This window comes from Komagataeibacter ossonobensis, assembly GCF_057359305.1.
Map to the genome: position 1 here is coordinate 291,162 of NZ_JBXAYQ010000001.1, position 25,811 is coordinate 316,972.

At 64.0% G+C, this 25,811-nt stretch carries 27 protein-coding genes; 18 read left to right on the forward strand and 9 right to left on the reverse strand.

Annotation, left to right across the window (positions count from 1 at the left end; translation table 11 throughout):
* Positions 1-4: 4 nt before the first annotated feature.
* A complete protein-coding gene (aroB, locus tag AC1RQ9_RS01305; RefSeq protein ID WP_485985281.1) occupies positions 5-1,738 on the reverse strand; it encodes a 3-dehydroquinate synthase in 1,734 nt (577 codons plus the stop codon).
* A gap of 128 nt (positions 1,739-1,866) precedes the next feature.
* Here aroB and AC1RQ9_RS01310 point away from each other — a divergent pair, with 128 nt between their 5' ends.
* From AC1RQ9_RS01310 to AC1RQ9_RS01320, 3 genes are all read left to right on the forward strand, one after another.
* Positions 1,867-2,094 (forward strand): hypothetical protein, encoded by a 228-nt coding sequence (locus tag AC1RQ9_RS01310; protein WP_485985282.1) that lies wholly within the window; start codon positions 1,867-1,869, stop codon positions 2,092-2,094.
* A 15-nt stretch (positions 2,095-2,109) separates the two neighbouring features.
* Positions 2,110-3,033 carry a tyrosine recombinase gene (locus AC1RQ9_RS01315; RefSeq protein ID WP_485985283.1) on the forward strand — a complete coding sequence of 308 codons (924 nt, stop codon included), beginning with the start codon at positions 2,110-2,112 and terminating at the stop codon, positions 3,031-3,033.
* A 75-nt stretch (positions 3,034-3,108) separates the two neighbouring features.
* Positions 3,109-4,065 (forward strand): acetyl-CoA carboxylase carboxyltransferase subunit alpha, encoded by a 957-nt coding sequence (locus AC1RQ9_RS01320; RefSeq protein WP_485985284.1) that lies wholly within the window; start codon positions 3,109-3,111, stop codon positions 4,063-4,065.
* 144 nt (positions 4,066-4,209) lie between these two features.
* On the opposite strand, the gene AC1RQ9_RS01325 is transcribed toward AC1RQ9_RS01320, so the two are convergent.
* A complete protein-coding gene (locus AC1RQ9_RS01325) occupies positions 4,210-4,968 on the reverse strand; it encodes a competence/damage-inducible protein A (RefSeq protein ID WP_485985285.1) in 759 nt (252 codons plus the stop codon).
* 96 nt (positions 4,969-5,064) lie between these two features.
* On the opposite strand from AC1RQ9_RS01325, the gene AC1RQ9_RS01330 reads away from it, so the two are divergent.
* Entirely contained in the window at positions 5,065-5,982 is a 918-nt protein-coding gene (locus AC1RQ9_RS01330) for an SMP-30/gluconolactonase/LRE family protein (protein ID WP_485985410.1), read from the forward strand.
* A 63-nt stretch (positions 5,983-6,045) separates the two neighbouring features.
* Here AC1RQ9_RS01330 and mutT read toward each other — a convergent pair whose 3' ends face one another.
* From mutT to AC1RQ9_RS01345, 3 genes are all read right to left on the reverse strand, one after another.
* A complete protein-coding gene (mutT, locus tag AC1RQ9_RS01335; protein WP_485985286.1) occupies positions 6,046-7,056 on the reverse strand; it encodes an 8-oxo-dGTP diphosphatase MutT in 1,011 nt (336 codons plus the stop codon).
* On the reverse strand, positions 7,053-8,174 hold the full coding sequence (locus AC1RQ9_RS01340; RefSeq protein WP_227672760.1) for an aromatic ring-hydroxylating oxygenase subunit alpha: 1,122 nt from the start codon (positions 8,172-8,174) through the stop codon (positions 7,053-7,055). Before AC1RQ9_RS01340 ends, mutT begins: the two co-directional genes overlap by 4 nt.
* 271 nt (positions 8,175-8,445) lie before the next feature.
* Positions 8,446-9,318: an ATP-binding protein gene (locus tag AC1RQ9_RS01345; protein ID WP_485985287.1), complete on the reverse strand. Its 873-nt coding sequence runs from the start codon at positions 9,316-9,318 to the stop codon at positions 8,446-8,448.
* Between the two features lie 172 nt (positions 9,319-9,490).
* Here AC1RQ9_RS01345 and yajC point away from each other — a divergent pair, with 172 nt between their 5' ends.
* Positions 9,491-9,880 carry a preprotein translocase subunit YajC gene (yajC, locus tag AC1RQ9_RS01350; RefSeq protein ID WP_193733642.1) on the forward strand — a complete coding sequence of 130 codons (390 nt, stop codon included), beginning with the start codon at positions 9,491-9,493 and terminating at the stop codon, positions 9,878-9,880.
* Positions 9,881-9,966: 86 nt separating this feature from the next.
* A complete protein-coding gene (locus AC1RQ9_RS01355) occupies positions 9,967-11,403 on the forward strand; it encodes a sugar porter family MFS transporter (protein WP_485985411.1) in 1,437 nt (478 codons plus the stop codon).
* 77 nt (positions 11,404-11,480) lie between these two features.
* Here the strand turns inward: AC1RQ9_RS01355 and AC1RQ9_RS01360 are convergent, their stop codons facing one another.
* Positions 11,481-12,089 (reverse strand): superoxide dismutase, encoded by a 609-nt coding sequence (locus tag AC1RQ9_RS01360; RefSeq protein ID WP_193733644.1) that lies wholly within the window; start codon positions 12,087-12,089, stop codon positions 11,481-11,483.
* A 129-nt stretch (positions 12,090-12,218) separates the two neighbouring features.
* On the opposite strand from AC1RQ9_RS01360, the gene AC1RQ9_RS01365 reads away from it, so the two are divergent.
* Entirely contained in the window at positions 12,219-13,073 is an 855-nt protein-coding gene (locus AC1RQ9_RS01365) for a squalene/phytoene synthase family protein (RefSeq protein WP_485985288.1), read from the forward strand.
* 121 nt (positions 13,074-13,194) lie between these two features.
* On the opposite strand, the gene AC1RQ9_RS01370 is transcribed toward AC1RQ9_RS01365, so the two are convergent.
* Positions 13,195-14,097: an NAD(P)-dependent oxidoreductase gene (locus tag AC1RQ9_RS01370; RefSeq protein ID WP_346011966.1), complete on the reverse strand. Its 903-nt coding sequence runs from the start codon at positions 14,095-14,097 to the stop codon at positions 13,195-13,197.
* Positions 14,098-14,252: 155 nt separating this feature from the next.
* On the opposite strand from AC1RQ9_RS01370, the gene AC1RQ9_RS01375 reads away from it, so the two are divergent.
* Positions 14,253-15,206: a bifunctional enoyl-CoA hydratase/phosphate acetyltransferase gene (locus AC1RQ9_RS01375; RefSeq protein ID WP_485985289.1), complete on the forward strand. Its 954-nt coding sequence runs from the start codon at positions 14,253-14,255 to the stop codon at positions 15,204-15,206.
* Here AC1RQ9_RS01375 and AC1RQ9_RS01380 read toward each other — a convergent pair.
* Positions 15,194-15,550, reverse strand: coding sequence for a hypothetical protein (locus AC1RQ9_RS01380; protein ID WP_485985290.1), 357 nt, complete (start codon positions 15,548-15,550; stop codon positions 15,194-15,196). The genes AC1RQ9_RS01375 and AC1RQ9_RS01380 overlap by 13 nt on opposite strands.
* Here AC1RQ9_RS01380 and AC1RQ9_RS01385 point away from each other — a divergent pair.
* Positions 15,549-17,045 (forward strand): malate:quinone oxidoreductase, encoded by a 1,497-nt coding sequence (locus tag AC1RQ9_RS01385; protein ID WP_485985291.1) that lies wholly within the window; start codon positions 15,549-15,551, stop codon positions 17,043-17,045. The two genes, AC1RQ9_RS01380 and AC1RQ9_RS01385, sit on opposite strands and share 2 nt — an antisense overlap.
* A 55-nt stretch (positions 17,046-17,100) precedes the next feature.
* On the opposite strand, the gene AC1RQ9_RS01390 is transcribed toward AC1RQ9_RS01385, so the two are convergent.
* Positions 17,101-17,709, reverse strand: coding sequence for a LabA-like NYN domain-containing protein (locus tag AC1RQ9_RS01390; protein WP_193733650.1), 609 nt, complete (start codon positions 17,707-17,709; stop codon positions 17,101-17,103).
* 194 nt (positions 17,710-17,903) lie between these two features.
* Here AC1RQ9_RS01390 and folK point away from each other — a divergent pair, with 194 nt between their 5' ends.
* From folK to frr, 9 genes are all read left to right on the forward strand, one after another.
* Positions 17,904-18,440, forward strand: coding sequence for a 2-amino-4-hydroxy-6-hydroxymethyldihydropteridine diphosphokinase (folK, locus tag AC1RQ9_RS01395; RefSeq protein ID WP_485985292.1), 537 nt, complete (start codon positions 17,904-17,906; stop codon positions 18,438-18,440).
* 82 nt (positions 18,441-18,522) lie between these two features.
* The gene (gene rpoZ, locus AC1RQ9_RS01400) at positions 18,523-18,918 is read left to right on the forward strand and encodes a DNA-directed RNA polymerase subunit omega (protein WP_193733652.1); all 396 of its coding nucleotides are present in this window, start codon (positions 18,523-18,525) and stop codon (positions 18,916-18,918) included.
* Between the two features lie 60 nt (positions 18,919-18,978).
* The gene (locus AC1RQ9_RS01405; protein ID WP_485985412.1) at positions 18,979-21,264 is read left to right on the forward strand and encodes a RelA/SpoT family protein; all 2,286 of its coding nucleotides are present in this window, start codon (positions 18,979-18,981) and stop codon (positions 21,262-21,264) included.
* Positions 21,265-21,267: 3 nt separating this feature from the next.
* Entirely contained in the window at positions 21,268-21,681 is a 414-nt protein-coding gene (acpS, locus tag AC1RQ9_RS01410; RefSeq protein ID WP_485985293.1) for a holo-ACP synthase, read from the forward strand.
* A gap of 126 nt (positions 21,682-21,807) precedes the next feature.
* Positions 21,808-22,614, forward strand: coding sequence for a signal peptidase I (gene lepB / locus AC1RQ9_RS01415; protein ID WP_193733658.1), 807 nt, complete (start codon positions 21,808-21,810; stop codon positions 22,612-22,614).
* Positions 22,615-22,616: 2 nt separating this feature from the next.
* Positions 22,617-23,393 (forward strand): ribonuclease III, encoded by a 777-nt coding sequence (rnc, locus tag AC1RQ9_RS01420; RefSeq protein ID WP_485985294.1) that lies wholly within the window; start codon positions 22,617-22,619, stop codon positions 23,391-23,393.
* Positions 23,390-24,304 (forward strand): GTPase Era, encoded by a 915-nt coding sequence (gene era / locus AC1RQ9_RS01425; protein WP_485985295.1) that lies wholly within the window; start codon positions 23,390-23,392, stop codon positions 24,302-24,304. Before rnc ends, era begins: the two co-directional genes overlap by 4 nt.
* A 115-nt stretch (positions 24,305-24,419) precedes the next feature.
* Complete coding sequence (gene pyrH / locus AC1RQ9_RS01430) at positions 24,420-25,160, forward strand: UMP kinase (RefSeq protein ID WP_485985296.1); 741 nt, start codon at positions 24,420-24,422, stop codon at positions 25,158-25,160.
* A 75-nt stretch (positions 25,161-25,235) separates the two neighbouring features.
* Entirely contained in the window at positions 25,236-25,802 is a 567-nt protein-coding gene (gene frr, locus AC1RQ9_RS01435; RefSeq protein ID WP_193733661.1) for a ribosome recycling factor, read from the forward strand.
* The last annotated feature ends 9 nt before the right edge of the window (positions 25,803-25,811 follow it).

A 25,811-nucleotide genomic window follows, 5' to 3' on the forward strand; every position in this document is an offset into this window, starting at 1 on the left:
AGGATCAGGGCGTGCAGCCATCCGCGCGCAGCACGTCCAGCACGACATCGTCGGGCACGTCACGGCAGGTGAAGGCCCGTCCAATGCCGCGCACCAGCACGAAGGACAGGCGGCCGTCGCGCATCTTCTTGTCGCGCTGCATGTTGTGCACAAGCTGGGCTGCGGAGAAATTCCGTCCCGTATCGCTGATCCGCGCGGGCATGGACAGCCGTTCAAGGTGATGGGTCACGCGGTCCAGGTCTTCCGCCGGGCAGTAGCCCAGCCGGACCGACAGCATGAACGCCAGCCGCAGGCCGATGGACACGGCCTCCCCATGCAGAAGGCTGCCATTGTACCCCATCTCGGCTTCCAGCGCGTGGCCGAAGGTATGGCCAAGGTTGAGCAGTGCGCGGCCATCGGCCTTGCGTTCCTCGCGCTCATCCGCAATGACCACCCGCGCCTTGAAGGCGCAGGCCATGCGGATGGCTTCGGCCTGCATGGCCGGGTCGCCATCCAGCACGTCCGCCCCGTGGCGTTCGCACCAGTCGAACAGGCCGGCATCCCCCAGCAGCCCCGACTTGACGATTTCAGCATAGCCCGCGCGCAGTTCGCGCACCGGCAGGGTGGCAAGGGCGGAGGTATCGGCCAGTACCGCGATGGGCTGGTGGAACGCGCCCAGCAGGTTCTTGCCGAACGGGGTGTTGATGCCGGTCTTGCCACCCACGGACGAATCCACCTGCGACAGCAGCGTGGTGGGGATCTGCACGAAGGGCAGGCCACGCAGCGTGGTCGCGGCGCAGAAACCGGCCAGATCCCCCACCACGCCACCGCCCAGCGCCACGACCGTGGTGCCGCGTTCGACATGCGCCTCCAGCAGGGCGTTGGTCACGCGTTCATACATGCCAATGGTCTTTGAACCCTCCCCGGGGGGAATGGTGATGACTTCGGCGCGGATCCCGGTTTCCTCCAGCCCTTCCAGCAGGCGGGGCAGGTGCAGGGGGGATACGGTTTCATCCGTCAGGATCATCACGCGCTTCTGCGGCAGGACAGGGGCCAGCAGCGCACCCGCGCGCCGGATCACGTCGGGACCAATCACGACATCATAGCTGGCGCGGTCCAGCCGTACTGGCACCCGCAGCGGCTGCTGGTTATGTTTCAGGGCCTGCATGACATGGTCGGCGCTGTGTTCCACGTTGTCGTCTCCACAATCCACGATGATATCGGCTTCGGCATAGACCGGATGGCGCAGTCGCATGAGATCCGCCAGCACCGCATGCGGGGATGTTGCGTTCAGCAGGGGCCGGTGCGTGCGGTCGGCCACGCGCTGCAGCAGCACCGGCAGCGGGCAGCGCAGCCAGATGGAGATCGCGTGTTCGCGTACGCCCGCACGCGTGCGGGAATCCATGAATGCCCCCCCGCCCGTCGCCAGCACCACGGGGGGACCGGACAGCAGGCGGCGGATGACCAGACGTTCACCGCGCCGGAATTCGGGTTCGCCATATTTCTGGAACAGGTCTGCGATGGTGTAGCCGGCCGCCCGCTCGATTTCCTCATCCGAATCGACAAAGGGCACACCCAGCCGTGCGGCGAGGATGCGCCCGATCGTCGTCTTGCCCGCCCCCATAAGCCCGACCAGCACGATGGTGCGTCCACTGCCCGGCTGCCGTGGCATGGCGGGGCCAACGGCATTGAGGTCAAGCGGTATGGCGAGCGATGAGGCGGCCGGTGTGGGCCGGTCGGGGGGAATCTGGCGTGACATGCCGGACAACCTAACATACAGCAGGATGGAACCGGTAGAGTCCGCGCCTGGGTCCCGCCATGCGCGTGAAAATGTGTCACCGGCCCGGTCATGTGTCACCGGGTATGCTGGATATGGAAAGCGGTTGGATGATCCGTATTGTTATTGCCGTCATAGGCGTCCTGGTCGTGTGCGCGGTGGGGGGATTTTTCTCCCTCGGCGCCTTTCCGCCTGCGCTGGTGCAGCAGGATGTGCACAGGGATATTGCGTTCGCCGCCCCCGTGGCGGCGGCCCCTGCGGCGCTGGGCACGCCTGCCCCCCTGCCGGTGGCGCCGCTGGCCCCGGTGGCGGGGCCAGCGCCTGTTCCCACGCGGTAAGCAGCAGACCACGACATGGCCGGGGATGGGGTTGATGCCTTTCTGGAAATGCAGGCGGCCGAGCGTGGGGCGGCGCTGAACACCATCAGCGCCTATGCCCACGATCTTGGGGACATGATGCAGGCCCTGCACGCGGGTGGCGTCTCTCCCCTTGATGCGGGGGAGGGCGACCTGCGCGACTATCTGTCGGGGCTTGCACGGCAGGGACTGGCCCCACGCACGCAGGCCCGCAGGCTGTCCTGCCTCAAGCAGTATTTCCTGTTCCTGGCCCGTGAGGGGCTGCGGCCCGACAATCCTGCTGCCCTGCTGGAAGCCCCGCGCCTGGACACGCCGCTGCCACGTTTCCTGTCGGAGGCGGAGGTCACGGTGCTGCTGGCCGCGTGTGAACCTGAAGCGGACGCGACACCCGCGCGCAGGCGCAGGCTGCTTATGGCGCGTGCGGCGCTGGAAATGCTGTACGCATCGGGCCTGCGCATATCCGAACTGCTGTCACTGCCGCGCCGTGCGCTGGATGCCGCACCCGGCATGATGCTGGTGCGCGGCAAGGGCGGGCGTGAACGCATGGTGCCCATGTCCGCCCGTGCCCGCGCCGCCGCGCGCGCCTTGATGGAACTGGATGCGGGGCGGAAAAGCCCATACCTGTTTCCCGGCCGGGGGACGGCGCGGCCCATGACGCGGCAGGGCTTTGACCGGATCATGCATGATGTGGCGCTGCGGGCGGGGCTGGACCCGCAACGGCTGTCGCCCCATGTGCTGCGGCATTCCTTCGCAACACACCTGCTGGCGCATGGGGCGGACCTGCGGGCGCTGCAGGTGCTGCTGGGCCATGCCGATATCGCCACGACCCAGATCTATACCCACGTGATGCTGGACCGCCTGCGTGACGCTGTGGCGCAGCATCATCCGCTGTCGGCAATGCATGACGCGGCGGCGACATAGACAAAAATGCATGGCAGGGCGGATTCCCTGCGTGAAAATGTTTGGCTGGCGTGCAGGCTGTGCTATCGGCAGCGCATGCGCCAGTTTCTAGATTTCGAAAAGTCGGTCGCCGAACTTGAGAACAAGATCGACGAGCTTCGCAGGATGTCCGGTCCGGACGGGATCAACATTGCCGAAGAGATCACCCGGTTGAGCGAAAAAGCCGACCGGCAGTTGCGTACGGCCTATGCCAAGCTGACGCCATGGCAGAAGGTGCAGGTGGCCCGCCATGCCCAGCGCCCGCATACGCTTGATTACATCAATGCGCTGATTACCGAATTCGCGCCGCTGGCCGGTGATCGCCTGTTTGGTGATGACAAGGCCATCATTGGCGGCGTCGGCCGGTTTAAGGGTACGCCGGTGGTGGTGATCGGGACCGAACGCGGGGCCGAGATCGAAACGCGGCTCAAGCACAATTTCGGCATGGCCCGGCCTGAAGGCTATCGCAAGGCGCAGCGCCTGATGAAGCTGGCCGGGCGATTCGGCCTGCCGGTCCTGACCTTTATCGACACATCCGGCGCATGGCCGGGCATTGACGCGGAAGCGCGCGGTCAGGCGGAAGCCATCGCGCGCTCCATCGAAACCTGCCTGAGCGTGCCGGTGCCGGTAATCGCCACCGTTATTGGCGAAGGTGGCTCCGGCGGGGCCGTGGCGCTGGGCGCTGGCGACCGGGTGATGATGCTGGAACACGCCATCTATTCCGTGATTTCGCCAGAAGCCTGTGCCTCCATCCTGTGGCGTGATCCCAAGCAGGCTTCCACGGCGGCGGATGCGCTCAGGCTGACGGCGCAGGACCTGCTGCAGTTGCGCCTGATCGACCGGATTATTCCCGAACCGCTGGGTGGCGCACAGCGTGAACCGGCTGCCGCGATTCGCGCGGTGGGGGACGCCATTGCGGCCGAACTGCCCGGATTGCAGGCCAAGGACCCTGTGCTGCTCAAGGCGCAGCGGCGTGAGAAATTCCTGGCCATGGGGCGTGACGCCGTCGCCTGAACTGCGACAACCGTGCGGCTGAAAAGGTAATGAAAGTTTTTTGGGTGCCGCCTTTTTTCAAAAAGGCGGCATTCCTGAAACGTCTTTCAAAAAAGCGCTGCCAGACGCGTTCCTTTTGATGTGCGGTACGCGGTATGGCAGGCTTCACGCCTTCGACGGCTCACCCGCCTGCGGGGTAAAGCCCAGGCGTTCGATCAGGTCACGTACGGCGCTGGATGCGGCCTTTACACCTTCCGCGTCGGTTCCCTTGCACAACAGGCACACGCCCCGGCTGCTTTCATCAAGGCGGTAGGGATAGGACCCGATGTCGATGTCGGGATGGCGCTGCTGTATCATTTCTAGACCGGCGGCCAGACTGCCTTCATACAGGCCATTGGCATGCCATGCCTCTGACACGACCGGCGTGCCGTGGGGCAGGGTGGGCAGCACTTCCTCAAACATCGCGCGCATGATGCGGGGCACGCCCGCCATGACATGGACATTGCCCATGGTGAAGCCGGGCGCGACGGAAACCGAATTGCGGATGGGCACCGCACCCTGCGGCATCGTGGCCATGCGCTGGCGGGCGGCGTTGAATTCGGCGGGTGTGAAATGTGCTTCAAGCAGGCGGAACGTCTCGGGGTGGTGGACCCATGGCACGCCAAACGATTCCGCGACGCAGGCGGAGGTGATATCGTCATGCGTCGGCCCGATACCGCCGGTAGTAAAGACATTGTCATAGGCGGCGCGGGCTTCGGTCACGTTGCGCACGATGACGGTGCGGATATCCGGTATGATCCGGACCTCGCTCAATGTAATGCCGGTTTCAGACAGGCGGCGGGCAATATACTGCACGTTTACGTCCTGTGTGCGACCGGACAGGATCTCATTGCCTATGACCAGCAGGCAGGCGGTGGGGTTCATGATGCATGTTTCCACTAGGTTGTGGGTAGGGACATTTCCCGCCACCCTATAACGACAACCTGCCTACCGGAAGGAGAAGCCATGAATACGGCAGCAATGCCATACCTGCACTGTGTATGGGATATCCGGGCACAACTGGGCGAAGGTCCCGTGTGGTCCATGCGCGAACAGGCACTTTATTTTGTCGATATCGTCGGGCAGGCCATTCACCGCTTCCATCCCGCCAGCGGGGCACGCGCGTCATGGTCCGCGCCGCAGCGCCCCGGTTTTGTTACGCCGGTCAGTGACGGCACGCTTATGTGCGGACTGAAGGACGGATTGTACAGCCTGGATCCCACCAGCGGTGAATTTCACAGGGACGTCGCGGTTGAACCTGGCCTGCCGGGTAACCGGATCAATGACGGCTGTGTCGATTCGAAGGGACGGCTGTGGTTCGGCACCATGGATGATGGCGAAAGCACGCCCAGCGGCGCGCTGTATTCCGTGACCCGCAGGACGGACGGGCTGGATGTGCTGCGTCATGATGAAGGGTATATTGTCACCAACGGTCCCGGTATTTCCCCCGACGGGCGGCGGCTGTACCATAACCATTCCCCCGCCGGGATCATTTATGTATTCGATCTGGCGGATGATGGCACCCTGTCGAACCGGCGTGTCTTCGCGCGCCTCAGTGACGGCTATCCCGATGGCGTGGTGGTCGATAGCGCGGGCACGTTATGGGTTGGCGTGTGGAACGGCGGACGGATTGCACGGTTCAGGCCCGATGGCACGGCCCTGCCATCCATTCCCGTGCCCGGGGCGCTGAATGTGACCAAGGTGGCCTTTGGCGGTCCGGACCTGCGCACGGCCTATATCACCACCGCACGCAAGAACATGTCCCCTGAACGTCTGGCGCAGATGCCGCAGGCGGGCAGCCTGTTCAGTCTGTCTGTCGATGTACCGGGACAGGAGCCGGTTGCGTTTCCCGCTACTGAATTCGATGCCATGCATGGCATGACGCTGGGGCGGGACTGATCATGCCGCGCATAGTGGGGCATCCCGCACCTTTATGATTTGCAGGTTGCCGCCCGCAGTCTTTTAAAGCAGATCCTGCAACAGCGGGATCAGGGGCCGGTCGGCATCGGGCATGGGGTAATCCCGCAGGTCGCTGGCCGCCACCCATTTCAGGGTCTGTCCTTCGCGCGGGGTCGGTGTGTTTTTCCACCGATGGCAGACATAAACGGGCATGAGCAGGTGAAAGTGCCCGTAATCGTGGGAAACGAAAGTGAACGGCGCAAGGCAGGAGCGCGCGACATCCAGCCCCAGCTCCTCATCCAGTTCGCGGATCAGGGCCTCTTCGGGCGTTTCCCCCGCCTCGACCTTGCCGCCGGGGAATTCCCACAGACCCGCCATGGACTTGCCTTCGGGCCTGCGGGCCAGCAGCACGCGGGTATCCGAATCCACCAGCGCCACGGCCGCCACCAGTACGACCTTGCGGGTGCTGTCTGCCGCCTGGGCCATTTCCTCGGCCATTGCTTCCCTCGACAGGTCGGCATGGCGCGCTTCGAACAGGCGGACGGGATATTCCCCCCCGCGTGAGACGAATTCCTGCGATCCCGTCCCGTTTTCCCGAAAACCGATCCGCTTCAGCACCGCGATGGACGCATGATTGTCGTGTGCAGCCGATGCTGTCAGGCGTTCCACCGGCAGGTTGGCCAGCGCCCAGCGCGCCAGTCGGCCCGCCGTGGTGGTGGCGACCTTGCGGTTCCAGTGCGCCCGGCCCACCCAGTAACCCAGCGAACAGGACCGGTCGGCGGCGTTGATGCGCAGGCCGATGCACCCGATCAGCGAATCCGGCTGGTCGGAGCCCGGGCATGTAATGGCGAAATGATAGGCTTCGCCACGCTGGGACTGTTCGATGGTGGCAGCGATCCAGTTCTCGGTCAGCGCCAGCGAATACGGGAACGGAACGCGGCTGAGCATCCGCACCACGCTCCAGTCATTGATCAGCCTGTGCATGGTGCCCGCATCAGATGTGCGGACTTCACGCAGGCGGTATTCCCCGGCATCCAGTAAGGTGCCCGAACCATGTAATCCCTGCACGCTCATACGGGCAGGGTACCTCTGGCGACCGGGGCCGGGGCATCCTGTCCGGCCGGTAGCCCGCATTCCACCAGCAGTTCGCGCAGGTTGCATATGACCGGGAAGATTTCCTGGTTCCGGTCCCCGCCCTGTTCGTACCAGGCGTTCTGTTCCAGCTCCACGATTTCACGATCCTCACGGAAGATCCGTTCGGTAAATGCGGTCAGGAACGGCCATGCCAGATCCAGTACGCCCGGAATGCCCGGCCGCTTGATCGACAGCAGCCCGAAAACCCGGTTGGTCAGTTCCGCCTCATCCTGTGGCACGTAGGCGATCCACAGGTCCATGACCGGGGCATTGTCGCCCGTCTGGATATGCAGTGTCTGATAGGGATAGGTCGTGCGGATGGTCATGACGTCGCGATGGGCGAATTTTTCGCTGTTGTCGCGCTTCTGGCCAAAGATCAGCGCCTCGCCAATCGGCTGCTTGCCACTGGTACGCGCGAAGCTGTAGCGCGCTTCCACCAGTCCGGGACCACGTTCCTGCCCCAGGAAACGGGGCTTCATCTGGCCCATCTGCTTCATGTGCATGAACTGGTGGTTCATATCCATCAGGTTCTCATGCATGAAACTGTAGTGGCAGTGCACAAGCTGGCCGAAGCGGCGGGTCTTGTACGCCGGGTTGGCCACTTCCGCCAGGCGGGGGAAGGGCGTTGTTTCCGCCTTGGCCGCATCTCCGGGGAAAATGAAAATCAGGCCATCGACTTCCCGCACGGGATAGGTGCGTACCCCGTTGGGCAGCTTGCCCTTGCCTAGATAGGGGACGTCAATGCAGCGCCCCGACCGGCCATAGGCCCAGCCATGGTAACAGCACTGGACCGATTCGCCCTTGACGGTGCCCTTGCTCAGCGGGACCTGGCGGTGCGCGCAGCGGTCTTCCAGCGCGAACACGCTGCCGCCTTCCTTGGGGCGGACAAGGGCGATGGGCTGCCCGGCATAGCGGGTGCCTATGGTTTTGCCTGGCTTCAGCTCCCGCGACCAGGCGACGGGGTACCAGAAATCGGGGTTGGCACGAATTCGGCGCAGGTCCCGCCCGGTGACCGGGGCGGAAGACTGCATGCTGTCAGGCGATAACGACTGATCCATTGTCTCTCTTGACTGTTAACAGGGCATGGCAGCCGGATGTGCCATGGGACAGGATACCGGTCACATGCCGGAAGGGAGTGCACGTCCGACCTGTATCGTGCCGCCATGGCGATATTAAGGATGTTTTTTAGCCTCAGGGCAAATGGTTCAGCGCCATAATGTTTTGTAATATATTGCTGCCTCATCCCTTGGCCGCCTTCCCGCTGCTGCCATGGTGGTTGATGGTGACACCAGCATGGCAGGCAGGACATGGATCAATCCATGTTATGGATCATGGTCGGGTGGAAAGTTCCGCGCTCAGGTCTTCAATGAATTGGAACGCGACACGGCCCGACCGGCCACCGCGCGACAGCGACCACGCATTGGCCCGCCGGGTCAGGTCCGCATCCGTGATCGGCAGGCCACGCTCCCTGGCATAGGCACGGACCATGTCCATGAAGGTGTCCTGCGCGCAGTTGTGGAATCCGATCCACAGGCCGAAACGGTCGGACAGCGAGACCTTTTCCTCTGTCGCTTCGGCCGTGTTGATGGCGGTCGAACTTTCGTTCTCGATCATCTCGCGCGGCATCAGGTGGCGGCGGTTGGACGTGGCGTAGAATAGCACGTTCTGCGGCCGCCCGGCGATCCCGCCATCCAGCACCGATTTCAGGGCCTTGTAATCCGCATCTTCACGCTCGAACGACAGGTCATCGCAGAAAACGATGAAGCGACGCGGGCTTTCGCGCAGCAGCGCCAGCAGGTCGGGCAGGGTGGACAGGTCCTCGCGCTGGATTTCAACCAGCACCAGCCGTCCCTTGCCTGGCGCCGCGGGTCTGCCGTCCACCAGGTTCGCCTGCGCATGCGCCGCCTTGACCAGTGACGACTTGCCCATGCCGCGCGCGCCCCACAGCATGGCGTTGTTGGCGGGCAGGCCGCCTGCGAAATGCAGCGTGTTGTCCAGCAGCATCTGCCGCTGGCGGTCGATGCCCTGCAGCAGGGCCATATCCACATGGGCGACATGGGGTACGGCCGTCAGGCGGCCAAGGCCGGGATGCCAGATGAAGGCATCCGCCCGCTCCAGCCCCACAAGCGAGGGGGCAGGCGGCGACAGCCGTTCAAGGGCCGCGGCAATGCGTTCGAGAAGGGGAAGGGCGTTGCTGTCCATCGTCGTTCCTGATTCCAGCATGACTGTGTGCGATGGCATATGCCACCAGGCGATCCGGAGCGCGTTGGCCAGCAGGGGCAGGCGAACGCCTTGACGGGAAACAGGCGAAAACTATGGTCCGCATGGCAAACCCGCAACCCGTTCAATTCCTCATTATGCCGGAAAGATCATAATGCCTTCTATTATCAATGATTTGCTGACCACACCCGCCCATGCCCAGTCGGCTGGCGGCGGCCTGCTGAGTGGCGACGGCATCATGGCCGTGCTGCCGTATGTGGCCATGTTCGCCATTTTCTATTTTCTGCTGATCCGCCCGCAGCAGGTCAAGCAGAAGCAGTTGCGCAATCAGCTTGCCAGCCTGCGCCGGGGCGACCGGGTGCTGACGGCGGGCGGCATTATTGGCGTGGTGCAGAAAGTACAGGCGGAATCGAACGAGGTCGAAGTCGAGATCGCGCCGGGCGTGCGTGTGAACGTGCTGCGTGACACCATCGGTTCGGTCATCACCAGCGCGGGCACGCCCGCCAATGATTCCACCCCCGACAAGCCGGCAAAGAACGGCTGATGCCCTTTATCCCCGCCTGAGTACCGACGGGGGTGAACTTCCCCCGCATTGTGCCGTTGCTTACTGTAACATCAGGAGTAGGCATGATGCACAGGCAGCCTGGCGACGCAGAGACTGGCCCCACCATCCGGCATGGGCCGGTCCTGCGCGGGCGTGCGGGGTTGATCGGTGGTCTTGCTGCGCTGTCGGGTATCCTGTTCGGGCTTGATACGGGTGTCATGTCCGGTGCGCTGGACCTGATCAGTCAGGAATTCATCCTGTCGGATTTCCAGCGCGAATCCATGGTGGGCATCATGCTGCTCGGCGCGGCGATGGGCGTGCTGGGGGCTGCATGGCTGTCGCACCGGATCGGGCGCAAGCGCACGCTGGTGCTGACGGCGGGACTGTTCGTGATCGGTCCCCTGTTATGTGCCGAATCCACGTCCTACCGCACGCTCATGCTGGCGCGGCTGATGCTGGGACTGGCGACGGGGGCGACCACGTTCGCCACGCCGCTTTATATCGCCGAAATTGCCGATTCCGGGCGCCGGGGCGCGATGATACTGGGCTATCAGCTCATGATTTCATGCGGGTTGCTGGCGGCGTTCGTGTCCGACGGGCTGTTTTCCTATTTTGGCGGATGGCGGTGGATGCTGGGTGTGGTGGGGTTTCCGGGCCTTGTCTTCATGATGGGGGTCCTGTTCCTGCCACCCAGCCCGCGCTGGCTGCTGGCGCAGGGGCGCGAGCGTGATGCCCGCCGCGTGTTGATCGAACTGCGTGGCCTGCCCCGGCTGGTCATGGCCGAACGCAACGCCATCATGGCCCGTCTGGCTGCGCGCCGCGACGGGATCGGCAGTTTCATGAAGGATTCGAACTGCCGCCGGGCCATGTGGCTGGCGGTGGGGCTGCAGGTGGCGCAGCAGTTTTCCGGCATCAACGCGGTGCTGTATTACGCGCCTTATATCATCGGGCTGGTGGGGTACGGCCATTATGTGCAGGTGTGGGGGCCGGTCGGGATCGGGATCATCAACCTGCTGTCCACCTGTATCGCCACGACCTGCGTGGACCGGATCGGGCGCAGGCCCATGCTGATCGGCGGTTTCGCCGTCATGGCGCTGGCCATGGCGGGACAGGCAGCCGTGGTGGCGGGTGGCATGCCGCCCATGCCGGGCATGCGGCTGCTCATGGGGGTGTTCATGCTGCTGTTCGTCGCGGCGTTCGCATTCGCGGCAGGGCCGCTGACGTGGCTGATCTGTGCCGAAATCCTGCCGCTGCGTGGTCGTGAATTCGGCATGGCGTGTTCTACCTGCGCCAACTGGATCGCCAACATGCTGGTCAGCGCCACGTTCCTGACCGGGCTGGAAATCTTCGGGGCAGAGCGGGTGCTGTGGGGCTATGCCGGGCTGAATGCGGTGTTCATGGTCATGGTGGCGCTGCGTGTGCCCGAGACACGTGGCATGACGCTGGAACAGATCGAGGTGGAACTGATGCGCGGCACCCCGTTGCGGGCGCTGGGTACGCGGGCGCATTCCTCCGGGGTGTGAAGCGCACACCATGATCCGGTACGCAAAAAACCCGGCGCAAGGCCGGGTTTTTCGGTCTGTTACCTGAAACCAGGCAATCAGGCGGACTGGAGCTGTGCTTCGGCGAACTCATAGTTGGCCAGCTTGTCCAGGTAGTTGGTGATGTAGTCGGGGCGACGGTTGCGGAAGTCGAGGTAGTAGGAGTGTTCCCACACATCCAGACCCAGCAGCACCTTGCCCTGGCCTTCGGCCAGCGGGTTGGAGCCGTTGGCGGTCTTGGTCACCTTCAGCTTGCCATCGGAACCCAGCACCAGCCATGCCCAGCCCGAGCCGAACTGCGATGCGGCGGCTGCCTTGAAATCGGCCTTGAACTTTTCAATGTTGCCGAAATCCTCGACCAGCTTCTTGGACAGGGATGAGGGGATCTCGCCGCCCTTGGGGGCCAGGTTCTGCCAGAACAGGATGTGGTTCCAGTGCTGCCCCGCATTGTTGAACACGGGCGCCATGTCGGGCTTGCCCTTGACCATGAGGATGATTTCCTCAAGCGACTTGCCCTGCAGTTCCGGCTTGGATTCGACAAATCCGTTCAGCGCCGTCACATAGGCCTGATGGTGCTTGTCATGATGCAGTTCCAGCGTTTCCTGGCACATGCCACGGTTGGCAAGGGCATTGTAGGCGAAGGGAAGGGACGGCAATTCGAAAGCCATGAACATTCTCCTGGGAATTGCAAGGAGCGGCATGAAGCCGCCATACCAAGATTGCTATGGGTGTGGAGCGGGTGCGTCAAGTGACGGTCATATGAACACCCCCCTGCCACGCCTTGGGGAGCAAACGCCATGACGGGGCGGATGGATGCATCGTCCCCGGCGACGGGGGGCGTGTCGTTCCTGCATGATGCGCGCCTGGCGGACCCCGACCGCTTTTTCTGCGCCCTGTTCATGCCGTCCGCCGCGCGCATGGCGGCCATGGTGCTGATCGCCTTCAACCATGAATGCACGCGGGCGGTGGCGACGCCTGCGTCATGGGCGGTGGCGGGGCCGATGGCGGGCCTGATCCGGCTGCAGTGGTGGCGTGACGTGCTGGAAAGCGGCAATGCGCAGCGCCACGACACGGCGGCGGCGCTGCTGGACCTGATGGCGCGGGGCACGGTGCGGCGCGAGACGCTGGAGGGCATCATCATGGCACGCGAATGTGAACTCGACGGCCTGCCCGACCGGGCGGCATGGCAGGCATCCATGCTGGATGGTGCGGGCGGGGTACAGGTCGCCATGGCGCAGGCGGCGGGGTTTGCCGATCCCACGCTGCTGGCGCGCATACGTCTTATGGGCGGGATTTACGCGGTGGGGGCGCTGGTGCGCCATCTACCCGCCGTACTGCGCACGGGGCGCTGCCCCTTGCCCGAGGATGCGCTGGCGGTGGAGGGGCTTACGCGCGATGGCCTGCGCACCGGACAGGCCACGCCCATCCAGATCGCTGCCCTGCGTGACGGGTTGCGCCAGCAGGGACGGGAATGGCTGGAGATGCTGCGGGAGGGACCACGCCTGCCCCGCGCGGCCCTTGCCGCCGGGCTGCCCGCTGTGCTTGGCCTGCGCGACATGCGCGGGCATGTGGGGGGTGATGGGGATGCGTCCCCCCGTGGTGTGGGCGACCGGCTGGCGGTTATGGGCGCGCTGTTGCGCGGGTGGGTCTAGAACAGTCCGTTGCCACAAATAACGGAAGTTTTCGGGTGCCGCCTTTTTTCAAGAAGGCGGCGTCCTTCGCAGCTTTCTGCAAAAAAAAGATTCGCCAAAAACTTTTATTTTTTTCAGTGTGTTATGGCGTATTGGCCACCATGCTTTCCATGACGGCGAACAGGGCGGAATAATCCTCGTCCGGGTGGCGGCGGCGTGTCAGCGACAGGCTCTGGGTTGCAGCCGACATGGCGGGCAGGGGGGCTGTCTGTCGGGCCGCGTCGGTCATGAGCAGGCGCATGTCCTTCTGCATGAGGCGGGCGGGAAACTGCGGGCTGAAATCCCCCGCCTTCGCTGCTTTCAGCTTGCGCTTGTGGTGGGGTGAGATCACCGGCACCTCATCCAGCGCGTCAAACAGCATGTTCCGGTCCAGCCCGGATGCCAGCCCGTAGGTGACGCCTTCCGCCACGACCGCAAGGCTTGCCCCCATGATGCCATTGATGACCAGCTTCAGCTTGGACCCGCTGCCTGCAGGCCCTGCATGGATGGTCAGGCGGCCAATGGCGTCAAACACACCTTGCGCGCGGCTGATATCGGCCGCCGTGCCACCGGCCAGCACGATCAGGTTACCCGATTCCGCTTCCGGCGTGCTGCCGGCTACGGGCGCGTCGATGACGGCGATGCCGCGTGCATGTCCCGTCCGCGACAGGGCTACGGAGGTCTCGGGTGCGACCGTGCTGGTGTTGACCAGCAGGCCACCGGACTTCATGCCTGCCAGCACGCCGTCGGGACCGTTCATGGATTTGTCCAGTGCCTCGTCATCCGGCACGCAGGCCACGACAATATCGGCTTCCTGCGCCAGCGCGCGGGGGGTGGGCAGGAAGCGGGTGCTGCCATCGCCGCCCCTGCCCGACGGGGTATAGGCCACGATCCGGTAGCCAGCCTTGACCAGATTGGCCCCCATGCGGGACGCCATGGCCCCAAATCCGACAAAACCGATCAGTGGAGTGGTGGACATGCGGCTTCTCCTTGCCTGTTGCGCAATGGCCCATGGGCCGATGCCTGAATGTGGGCAATAGCATGCACGACGTCACGTCCCGATGCCGCGCGGCGGCCATGCCTCGCATAAAGATGATGGCGGAAGGTGGCGGGGTCCTGTGGCATCACGTGGCCATACCCTGTCCGCCACGGGAAGGAGCCATGATGCGCAGCCTGCATTTTTTTGACGACCTTGCACAAAGCCTTGCCGACCACCCGCCCATGGCGCTGGGCGTGGTCTATCCCTGCAGCGTGCCCGCGTTGCAGGCGGCGTCCGAAATTGTGCAGGCGGGTCTGGCCACGCCTGTGCTGATCGGCCCCGCCAGGCGGATTGGCCAGATGGCGCAGGGTGCGGGCATCACGCTGTCTGGCTGCCGGATCGTTGACGTGCCCACCGATGGGGACGCCGCGCGTGTGGGCGTGGGCATGGCGCATGAAGGCACGGTTGCGGCGCTGATGAAGGGATCGCTGCATTCGCGCATCTTCCTGCATGAACTGGGACACCATGAAGGCGGCCTGCGCACGACCCGGCGCATGAGCCATGTCTATGTCCTTGATGCGCCACAGGCCCCGCGCGTGCTGCTGGTGACGGACGGGGCGGTGAACATTGCCCCCGACCTCGAAGCCCGGCGCGATATCGTCCAGAACAGCATCGACCTTGGCCATATGCTGGGTATGGCGCAGCCAAAGGTGGCGGTCCTGTCGGCGGTGGAGATGGTCAATCCGGACCTGCCATCGACGCTGGATGCGGCCATATTGTGCAAGATGGCCGAACGCGGCCAGATTACCGGTGCGGTGCTGGACGGCCCGCTTGCACTCGATAATGCCGTCAGTCCCGAAGCCGCGCGCTGCAAGGGCGTGGTCTCCCCCGTGGCGGGACAGGCGGACATACTGGTGGTGCCCGACCTTGAGGCCGGGAATATCCTGGCCAAGCAGATGACCTTCATTGGCCAGGCGCGGGCGGCGGGCATTGTCATGGGCATGCGCGTGCCGGTGATCCTGACCAGTCGCGCCGACCCCGTGCCGGTGCGCGTGCTGTCATGCATGGTGGCGGCGGTCATGATCCGGCAGGGTTACGGCGGGAATCCGGTGGCCAGCATGGATCAATGCGGATGACGGTCCCATGTGATGCGTGTAAGGAAGGGCAGCCCGCTCGCGCGATGTTGTCCATGCGGGCCGGTGGCGTTTTCCCGCCGGTGGACACGGCACGAACCGTGACGTCCGGCCCCCGCGTGCCGGTACGGGTTGCCTTCCTCGCGCAGAGATGATGCCCCGCCCTGGCGCACATGGTGGCAAGGAAAGGGCTGACGACTGCCCGGCCGGTGGGGCCACGCCCCGTGTGCCGGTGACTGACATGAACGTGCAATCAGGCCGGGTTCCCCGCGCCACCGGGTGGCTGCCCGGTCCAGCCGATGAACAGCCACGCAGCGGGTTTCCGATGCCGATCCGGAGAATGCCATGACCTCGAATCCCTCCTCTGCCGCTTCCACCTATGATGTGGTCCTGATTGGCGGCGGAATCATGAGTGCAACGCTGGGCGCGCTGCTGCGCCAGCTTGAACCGGGCCTGTCCATCGCCCTGTTCGGGCGGCTGGATGACGTGGCGCTGGAAAGTTCCAATGGCTGGAACAATGCCGGCACCGGCCATTCCGCCCTGTGCGAACTGAATTACACGCCGCTGCGCCCCGACGGGGTGGTGGATATTTCCAAGGCCGTGAACGTCAATGAAGCCTTTCAGGTTTCACGTCAGTTCTGGTCCTATCTGGTGGAATCGGGGCAGATCGCCTCGCCGCGCGATTTCCTCAACCCCATTCCGCACATGAGCTTCGTCTGGGGACCGGAAAATGTCGATTTCCTGCGCAGGCGCCATGCGGCGCTGCAGGAACATCCGCTGTTTGAGGGCATGTCGCTGTCAACCGATGAAGGGCAGTTGCGCCAGTGGATGCCGCTGGTCATGCAGGATCGCAAGCCGGGACAGCCGCTGGCCGCCACATGGCACCCGGCGGGCACGGATGTGAACTTTGGCGCGCTGACCCATCGCCTGATCGACCTGCTGCAGGGCAAGCCGGGCTTTGACCTCAACCTTGCGCATGAGGTGGAAGACCTCAAGCCTGCGGGCAGCAACGGGTGGGATGTATCCGTCCGCGCCATGCATGGCGGTGGCGAGCGCAGGGTGCGCGCCAAATTCGTGTTCATTGGCGCAGGCGGCGGCGCGCTGCACCTGCTGCAGAAAAGCGGCATACCCGAAGCCCGTGGCATTGGCGGTTTTCCCGTCAGCGGTCAGTTCCTGCGCTGCACCAACCCCGAAGTGGTGCAGCAGCACCATGCCAAGGTGTATGGCAAGGCATCGGTCGGCGCGCCGCCCATGTCGGTGCCGCATCTGGATACGCGCGTGATCGATGGGCAGCGTGGCCTGCTGTTCGGTCCGTATGCCGGGTTCTCGACCAAGTTCCTCAAGCAGGGGTCGTGGCTGGACCTGCCGCGGTCCATCCGCATGGACAATCTCGGGGCGATGCTGGCTGTGGCGCGCGACAACATGCCGCTGACCAAATACCTGATCCAGCAGGTCATGCAGTCCAGCGAGGACCGCCTGAAGGCGCTGCGTGACTTCGTTCCCACCGCGCGCAAGGAAGACTGGGAACTGATCACCGCAGGCCAGCGCGTGCAGGTCATCAAGAAGGATGCCAAGCGCGGCGGCGTGCTGCAGTTCGGCACCGAAGTGGTGACCGGGGGGGGCGGGTCGATCGCGGGCCTGCTGGGCGCATCGCCCGGTGCCTCCACGGCGGCGCCGATCATGCTGACGGTGCTGCAGCGCTGCTTTGGCGATCGCCTGCCGCAGTGGGAATCCCGCCTGCGTGAAATGATTCCGTCCTATGGCACCAAGCTGGGGCAGGATGCGGCCCTGTGTGCGCAGGTGCGCGAACGCACGCGCACGGCATTGCAGCTGGACGGCTGAACTGGATGAAAAAAACCCGCCCGGCCATGATCTGGCGGGCGGGGCGGGATCTGTCTCAGTCCTCGTCGTGTTCGCTCATCTGGTCGGCGGGATGGCGCACCGGCGGGGCGGCATTGCGCGGTGGCCGATTTTCGATGTGGCGGCGCATGAAGTGGGTTGCGATATCCGCCAGTTCAATGAACTGGTCCGCCTGACGGCGCAGTTCGTCACCGATCAGCGGCGGCGAGGTCTTGATCGAGCCGACCACGGTGGTGCGCACGCCCTGGCGCTGCATGGATTCCAGCAGGCGACGGAAATCCGAATCCCCGCTGAACAGGACGGCGTGGTCGATGTGCGGGGCCATTTCCATCATGTCCACCGCCAGTTCCACATCCATGTTGCCGCGTACGCGGCGGCGGCCGTTATGGTCAATGAACTCCCGCGCGTTCTTGGTCACCAGTGTGTAACCATTATAGACCAGCCAGTCGGTCAGTGGCTTGAGGGGTGAATATTCCTCGGTGTCCAGGACGGCGGAATAGTAATAGGCACGCAGTACATTCGACTTGGAACGGAAAAACTGCAGCAGCTTGCGATAATCGACCTCAAATCCAAGATTGCGGGATGCGGAGTACAGGCTGGTGCCGTCTATAAAAAGACAAAGCCGCTCCTGAGATTGAAAAAACATTTATGGTCTGTCCCTGAAACAAAAAAAGTGAATGCGTTACAGCCGTGTCAAATTTTGCATTGCATGTATTCTGCAGCGCAGTGAAAGTTGTCTGGCAGAAATGAACCCTGCATATATAGAAGCCACATCCTTTCCGGAAGTTCCCCATGCGGGGATTACTAACCGACAGCAACCGCCCCGGACACTGTTTTTACATGACAATGCTGCAATCTGCGCCCATTTCTGGTGATATAACAATTGCGGTAGGCGCCAATCTGCCACGCGAAAGTGGTGAAACTGCGGCCGATACCTGCCTGTGGGCGGTGGATCAGCTTGCCCGCATGCCTGGTCTGTCGGTGGTGGCGGTTTCGCGCTGGTATGAAAGTGCCCCGGTGCCGCCTTCAGGCCAGCCACCCTATGTGAACGGAGTCGTGCGCCTGTCGGGTCGGGTGGACCCGGCATGGCTGCTGGCGCGCCTGCATGAAATCGAGGCCGCGGCCGGACGCAGGCGCACGGTGGCCAATGCCGCCCGCCCGCTGGACCTTGACATCATCACCATGGGCGACCTTGTCCGCGCCAGCCCCGATCCCGTTGTGCCGCACCCGCGCGCGACCGGGCGGGCTTTCGTGCTGCTGCCGCTGCGTGATGTCATGCCGGACTGGCGCGACCCGGTGACAGGGCAGGGGATCGACGCCTTCCTGCCCGCTGTCGCGGGACAGGACATTGCGCCCATGGCCGCGCGGGTGGACTGAAATGCTTGCATCAGGACAGGGGCGGAGGTAGTAAGGTAAATTCTGATCAACACAACCAATTAACAACCGGAGTTCAGGCCTGATGGCACGCGTCACTGTCGAGGACTGCGTTGAGCGGGTTCCTAATCGTTTTGAACTGGTGCTGCTGGCGGCCCAGCGCGCACGCGCCCTGTCTCGTGGCGAGGAAATGACGATTGACCGCGATAACGACAAGAACCCCGTTGTCGCCCTGCGTGAGATCGCGGACCAGACCGTCAGTCTGGACCAGATCCGCAGCGACCTTGTCCGCTCGCTGGCCCGCGCGCCGGAGCCGGAGCCCGCTGATGAGGAAGTGGTCGACCTGATCCCGACCGAGCAGAACATCTTCGGCCTGCAGGATGTTTCGGCCGAGGAAGAGGCACGCAATGCCAGCGGCGGCATGTCGGCTGAAGAACTTGAGGCCTCGGTTGAGGCGGCCCTGAGTGGACGGGGCCGGTAACATCTGACGAAGGGGTGGAAGGTGACTGACCCGGTCAGATCGGAAACGACATCTTCCTCCATGCCCGTGCCGGTCACGGGCGGAGTGACGGCAGGCGCTGCCGCCCTTCCCGCCACGCGGGGGGAAGGGGAACGCGCGGTTTCATGCGACGGCCTGATCCGTCGTGTGCTGGCGTATGATCCCGGTGCCGATACGGACCTGATCCGTCGCGCGTTTGACGTGGCGAAGGCCGCCCATGCGGAGCAGGCGCGCGATAACGGCGATCCCTACATTACCCACCCGCTGGCCGTCGCCAACATACTGGCGGGCTTTCATCTTGATACCGCCTCGATCATCACGGCGCTGCTGCATGACACGATCGAGGATACGGGTGTCACCCAGCAGCAGTTGCGCAGCGAATTCGGCAATACCGTTGCCGAACTGGTGGATGGCGTCACCAAGCTGACACGGCTGGAACTGCAGTCGGACCGTACCAAGCAGGCGGAAAACTTCCGCAAGCTGGTGCTGGCCATGTCGCGCGATATCCGCGTGCTGCTGGTCAAGCTGGCCGACCGCCTGCACAACATGCGTACGCTGCATTACGTGCAGCGTCTGGACCGACGCCAGCGCATCGCGCGCGAAACCATGGAAATCTACGCCCCCCTTGCCGGCCGTATCGGCATGGACAAGGTGAAGGTGGAACTGCAGAACCTGTCGTTCGCGGCCCTTGAGCCCGAGGCGATGGCGACCATCCGCGCGCGCCTGAACTACCTGCGCGGGCAGGGCGCGGATGTGATCGAGGAAATCCGCCGCGAGCTGCAGGCCCTGTGTGCGCAGGCCGGGCTGGAAGGCGTGGAGGTGACGGGGCGTGAAAAGACGCCCTATTCCATCTGGGAAAAGATGCAGCGGCGCAATGTCGCCTTTGAACAGCTGTCCGACATCATGGCGTTCCGCATTCTCGTGCCATCGCGCGAAGCCTGTTACGTGGCGCTGGGCGCGGTGCATGCTGCCTATCCGGTCATTGCCGGGCGGTTCAAGGACTATATCTCCACTCCCAAGGCCAATGGTTACCAGAGCCTGCATACCGGCGTGACCCTGCGTCATCCGCGCAACCAGAAGATCGAGGTCCAGATCCGTACGCCGGAAATGCATGACGTGGCCGAAAACGGTGTCGCGTCCCACTGGCTGTACAAGCAGTTGCCCGATGCCGCGACGGGCAGGGAGACCAAGGGCGTCGTCTCCGGCCTGCGTTGGGTGCAGGATCTGCTCGACATCCTTGAGGACTCGGCGGCGCCTGACGAGTTCCTCGAGAACACCAAGCTCGAACTCTATCAGGACCAGGTTTTCTGCTTCACGCCCAAGGGGCAGCTGATTTCGCTGCCGCGTGGGGCGACGCCGGTCGATTTCGCCTATGCCGTGCACAGCCAGGTGGGCGACAGCTGCGTTGGCGCGCGTATCAATGGCCGTCTCATGCCGTTGCGCCATGAACTGCAGAATGGGGACCAGGTCGAGATCATGACCGCGCGCGGGGGCACGCCCTCGCCGTCATGGGAACGCTTTGTCGTCACCGGCAAGGCGCGCGCGCGTATCCGCCGCCATGTGGCGCTGCAGCAGCGCGAGGCCCATCTGGAAAGTGGCCGCGTGGCGCTGGCCAAGGCCTTCCGGCAGGAAGGCGTGGACGGGTCGGAAAAGGTGCTGGACAGCCTGCTCAAGGACCTGCGGATGCAGTCGGTGCCCGACCTGTACGTGGCGGTGGGCAACGGCAACCAGTCCGCGCGTGAAGTCGTGCAGCTGGCCTATCCCGAACTGCGTCGCGCGCCGCGTGCGCCACGCATGGTGCCAGGGCTGTCCATGCGTGCGCCCATGGCGACCCCCGGCGGGGCGGCAGGGCGGCGCAAGCCAGCCGCGGGCATGGCGCTGGCGGGCGTGGGTGCTGGCATGGCGGTGCATTTTGCCGGGTGCTGCCACCCGCTGCCGGGTGACCGGATCGTGGGCATCGTGTCCACCGGCAAGGGGATCACGGTGCATACGCTGGGGTGCCAGACGCTGGAAAGCTTTGCCGCAACCCCTGAGCGGTTCATGGACCTGGACTGGGATTACGACCTCATCGCGCGCCATGCCACCGGCCATTATATCGGGCGGCTGAGCGTGGTGACGGCCAACGAACCGGCCATGCTTGCGACGCTGACCAATATCGCTGCCAAGCATGAAGGGGTGCTGGTCAACCTGCGTATCGTCAACCGCCAGCTTGAATTCATGGAAATCCTTGCTGATATCGAGGTACGGGACCTGCGGCACCTGACCGCCATCATGGTGGCGCTGCGTGCCGCCCGTGGGGTGGTACAGGTCGAACGGGCCAGGGGCTAGGCCATGTTGATCGGCATCGGGTCCGACCTGTGTGATGCAAGGCGGATTGAAACCGTCCTGTCGCGACATGGGACACGGTTCGAGCAGCGGGTCTTTACCGCGCCCGAACGCGCCGCCGCCGCGCGCAGGCAGGGAACCGCGCGGCTGGGGACCTATGCCAAGCGGTGGGCGGCAAAGGAAGCCTGTGCCAAGGCACTGGGCACCGGCTTTGCACAGGGCGTGTTCCATCGTGACATGGGGGTTGAAAACCTGCCCACGGGCCAGCCGGTCATGCGGCTGGCAGGCGGGGCGCTGGCGCGGCTGGAGACATTGGTGCCTGACGGTCATGTGGCACGGATTTTCCTGACCATGACCGATGAACATCCCTATGCCTTCGCGCAGGTCATGATCATGGCGGAAAGGGCCGGCGGATCCTGATCGCCTGTCACGCCCGCATGGGCAATGCTTGACAGGTGGGGGGTGCGCGGGCTTGATCCGCACGTTATTCGTCCGGCACTGCCTGTCCGGTCGATGCCAGATCCGGATTGAAGAACAAGTATGCCAATGGACGATAACAAGACGATTTCCCCCCCATCGGGACCAGACGCGGCGCGTCGGGACGGTGGCCTGCTGGACCTGGTGCGCACCGTCGTGATTGCCGGGGTTCTGGCCATCAGCGTCCGCACGGTGCTGTTCGAGCCGTTCAACATCCCGTCCGGGTCCATGATCCCGACCCTGCAGGTCGGGGATTATGTGTGGGTAGCCAAATACAGCTACGGCTATTCGCGTTATGCGCTGCCCGGTTCGCCCAATCTGTTCGAGGGACGGATATTCAACAGTTCCCCGCACCGTGGCGATGTGGCGGTGTTCCGTTTCACCAAGGACACGTCCATCGACTACATCAAGCGTATCGTCGGCCTGCCCGGTGACACGGTGCAGATGCGCGAAGGCAAGCTGTTCCTGAACGGGCAGCAGGTCCCGCGTGAGCCGGAAGGCGAATATACCGCGATAGACGAGCATCGCACCCATATGGATGGCGAACGGTACCGTGAAATCCTGCCCGGCAGTGGCGGCCATGGACCCGTTGCTCATGACATCCTGAAACTGACGGATGAAGGGGGCAAGAACGACACCCCGGAATACGTCGTGCCGCCGGGCTATTTCTTCGCCATGGGCGACAACCGCGATGACAGCGCCGACAGCCGCTTCATGGGGGATGAACCGCAGGACCTTGGTTTCGTTCCAATGGAAAACCTGGTGGGGCAGGCCAAATGGATCTTCATGTCCGTCGATAATGCCCATCCATTCTGGCAGGTCTGGTACTGGCCGGTCGAAATCCGCTGGAACCGCCTGTTCATGGGGATTCACTGATCATGGAGGCCGAACGCGTGCCCGCGGCGGAAATCACCCGGCTGGAGGCATGTCTGGGATATCATTTCACGCGGGCCGACCTGCTGTTGCGCGCATTGACCCATCGTTCCGCAGCGCATGAACGCAATGGTGGCCGTCGTGCGCGGCAGAGCGTGGCGAAGCGCGGGGTCGGGTCCAACGAACGGCTGGAGTTCATAGGCGACCGGGTGCTTGGCCTGCTCATGGCCGAATGGCTGCTGGAACGCTTCCCCGATGAGCAGGAAGGCGCGCTGGGTCCCCGTCACGCGCATCTCGTCTCCCGCACGGTGCTGGCGCAGGTGGCCCATGTCATGGGGCTGCAGTCGGCGCTGGACGTGGCCGAGCACGAGGCCCGCGCGGGCGTGCGCCAGATGGCCAACGTGCTGGCCGATGCGGTCGAGGCCATACTGGGCGCCATGTACCTGGATGGCGGGCTGGACCCCGCCCGCGCCTTTGTGCGGCGGATGTGGAATGAATCCATCGTGGCCCAGGCCCGCCCGCCCAAGGATCCCAAGACCGCATTGCAGGAATGGGTGCTGGGGCGCGGGCTGCCGCTGCCACAGTACCGTGTTGTGTCCGCTGACGGGCCATCGCACGCGCCGCGTTTCGTCATTGCGGTGGACGCGCAGGGAAAAACCGGGCAGGGGATCGCGGGCAGCAAGCGCGCGGCTGAAAGCGATGCCGCATCGGACCTGCTGCGCCAGCTGGGCGCGGGCGGACAGGCCGCTTCATCCACCGACCGCAAGGGGCAGGGAAAATGACCGGGCACGATCAGGACAACACGACACGCTGTGGCTTCGTGGCCATTGTGGGCGCGCCCAATGCGGGCAAGTCCACGCTGTTGAACCGCATGGCGGGCACCAAGCTTTCCATTGTCAGCCCCAAGGCGCAGACGACACGGTTCCGGGTGCTGGGCATCCTCATGCGCAACCATACCCAGATCCTGCTGGTGGACACGCCGGGTATCTTCCAGCCGCGGCGCAAGCTGGACCGCGCCATGGTTGCGGCCGCGTGGACGGGATCGGAAGATTCCGACATCACGCTGCTGATCGTGGATGCGCGCGCGGGCATGACTGATGCGCTGCGGGCGATTGCGATCCGTCTGGCGGAACACAGGCGCAGGCTGTGGCTGGTGCTGAACAAGACCGACCTGGTCCGGCGTGACGCGCTGCTGCCGCTGACGGCGGAACTGTCGGCCATCCTGCCGGTCGAGCATGTGTTCATGGTCAGCGCGCGTTCGGGCGAGGGGGTGGACGACCTGCTGGACCGTCTGGCGGCCGACCTGCCGGTGGGGCCGTACCTGTATCCCGAAGATGACCTGACCGACCTGCCTGACCGTCTGCTGGCGGCTGAACTGGTGCGCGAGCAGATTTTCCTGCAGACGCATGAGGAAGTGCCCTATGCCGCAACGGCCGAGACCGAAGGCTTTGCCGAACGGCCTGATGGATCGGTGCGCATTGATGTCACGATCTATGTCGCGCGTGGATCGCACAAGGCCATCCTGATTGGCGAACGCGGCAGCCGGATTCGCGCGATTGGCGAAAAGGCGCGTCATGAACTGACGCGGCTGCTGGGGCGCAAATGCCATCTTTTCCTGAATGTGAAGGAACGCGCGGGATGGGATGAGGAGCGCGCCCGCCTGCGCGCGATCGGCCTGGATGATGCGTCCTGAATCCTCAAAAGAGGGATCATCGGCTTGTGGGGGGGGGCATCCCTCTATATGACAGGGCATGGCCGGGCGGCCTGCCCGTCCCTAGCCCCGTCTGCCTGACCTGCGCCGAGGACCAATGACCCAGTCCGACATATCCCCCGCACCATCGTACAAGCGCGTCCTGCTGAAAGTATCAGGGGAAGCCCTGATGGGCAGCGGATCATACGGGGTCGATCCCGCCACGGTTGACGCCATCGCGGCCGATGTGGCGGCTGTGGCCCGGACGGGGGTTGAAGTCTGCCTGGTCATCGGCGGCGGCAACATTTTCCGTGGCGTTGCGGCAGCGGCGCGCGGCATGGACCGTGCGCAGGGCGATTACGCTGGCATGCTGGCGACCGTCATCAACGCGCTGCTCATGCAGAACTCGCTCGAACGCCATGGCGTGCCGACGCGGGTCATGACCGCCATCCACATGTCTTCTATCGCGGAACCCTATATCCGCCGCCGCGCCGTGCGGCATATGGAAAAGGGTCGCGTCGTGATCTTCGCGGCGGGCACCGGCAACCCGTTCTTCACCACCGATACGGGGGCCGCGCTGCGTGCGGCGGAAATGGAATGCAACGCCCTGTTCAAGGGCACGCAGGTTGATGGCGTCTATTCCGCCGACCCGCGCAAGGTGCCCGATGCCAAGCGTTACGATACGCTGACCTACCGTGACGTGCTGGCCAATGACCTGAATGTCATGGACGCGGCGGCGATCAGCCTTGCGCGCGAAAACCGGCTGCCTATCGTGGTATTCAATATTCATGGGAAGGATCCCTTCACCCGCGTCATGCGCGGCGAGGGACGTTTCACCACCATCGTGGCGGCTGACTGAAACGGGGATATCCCTGTTGCCCGTTCGCGGGTGTCGCCATGCCCGGTGGATAAGGAATCAAAAAGGAGGGCCACAGTGTCTGTCGATCAGAAAACCTTGCTGGCGGATCTGACCCGCCGTATGGACGGCGCCATTGAAAGCCTGCGTCGTGACTTCGCGGGTCTGCGTTCGGGTCGCGCCAATCCGGCGCTGCTGGAGCCCGTGCGGGTGGAAGCCTATGGCGGCGAGGTGCCGCTGACGCAGGTTGGCTCCATCGCCGTGCCGGAAGCACGCATGCTGACGGTACAGGTCTGGGACCGTAGCCTGGTGGGTGCGGTTGAACGCGGCATCCGCGATGCCGGTCTTGGCCTGAACCCGGCGGCCGATGGCCAGACCGTGCGTGTGCCTATTCCCCAGCTGACGGAAGAACGCCGTAACGAACTGGCCCGTGCGGCTGGCAAGTATGCGGAAAATGGCAAGATCGCCGTGCGCGGCGTGCGCCGTGATGGCATGGACCAGACCAAGAAACTGGAAAAAGCCAGCGAGATCAGCGAAGACGATGTCAAGACATGGTCTGACGCGATCCAGAAGCTGACCGATCAGTACGTCAAGCGCATTGATGACCTGCTGGTTGAAAAAGAACGTGAGATCAAGCAGGTCTGATTGATGCGT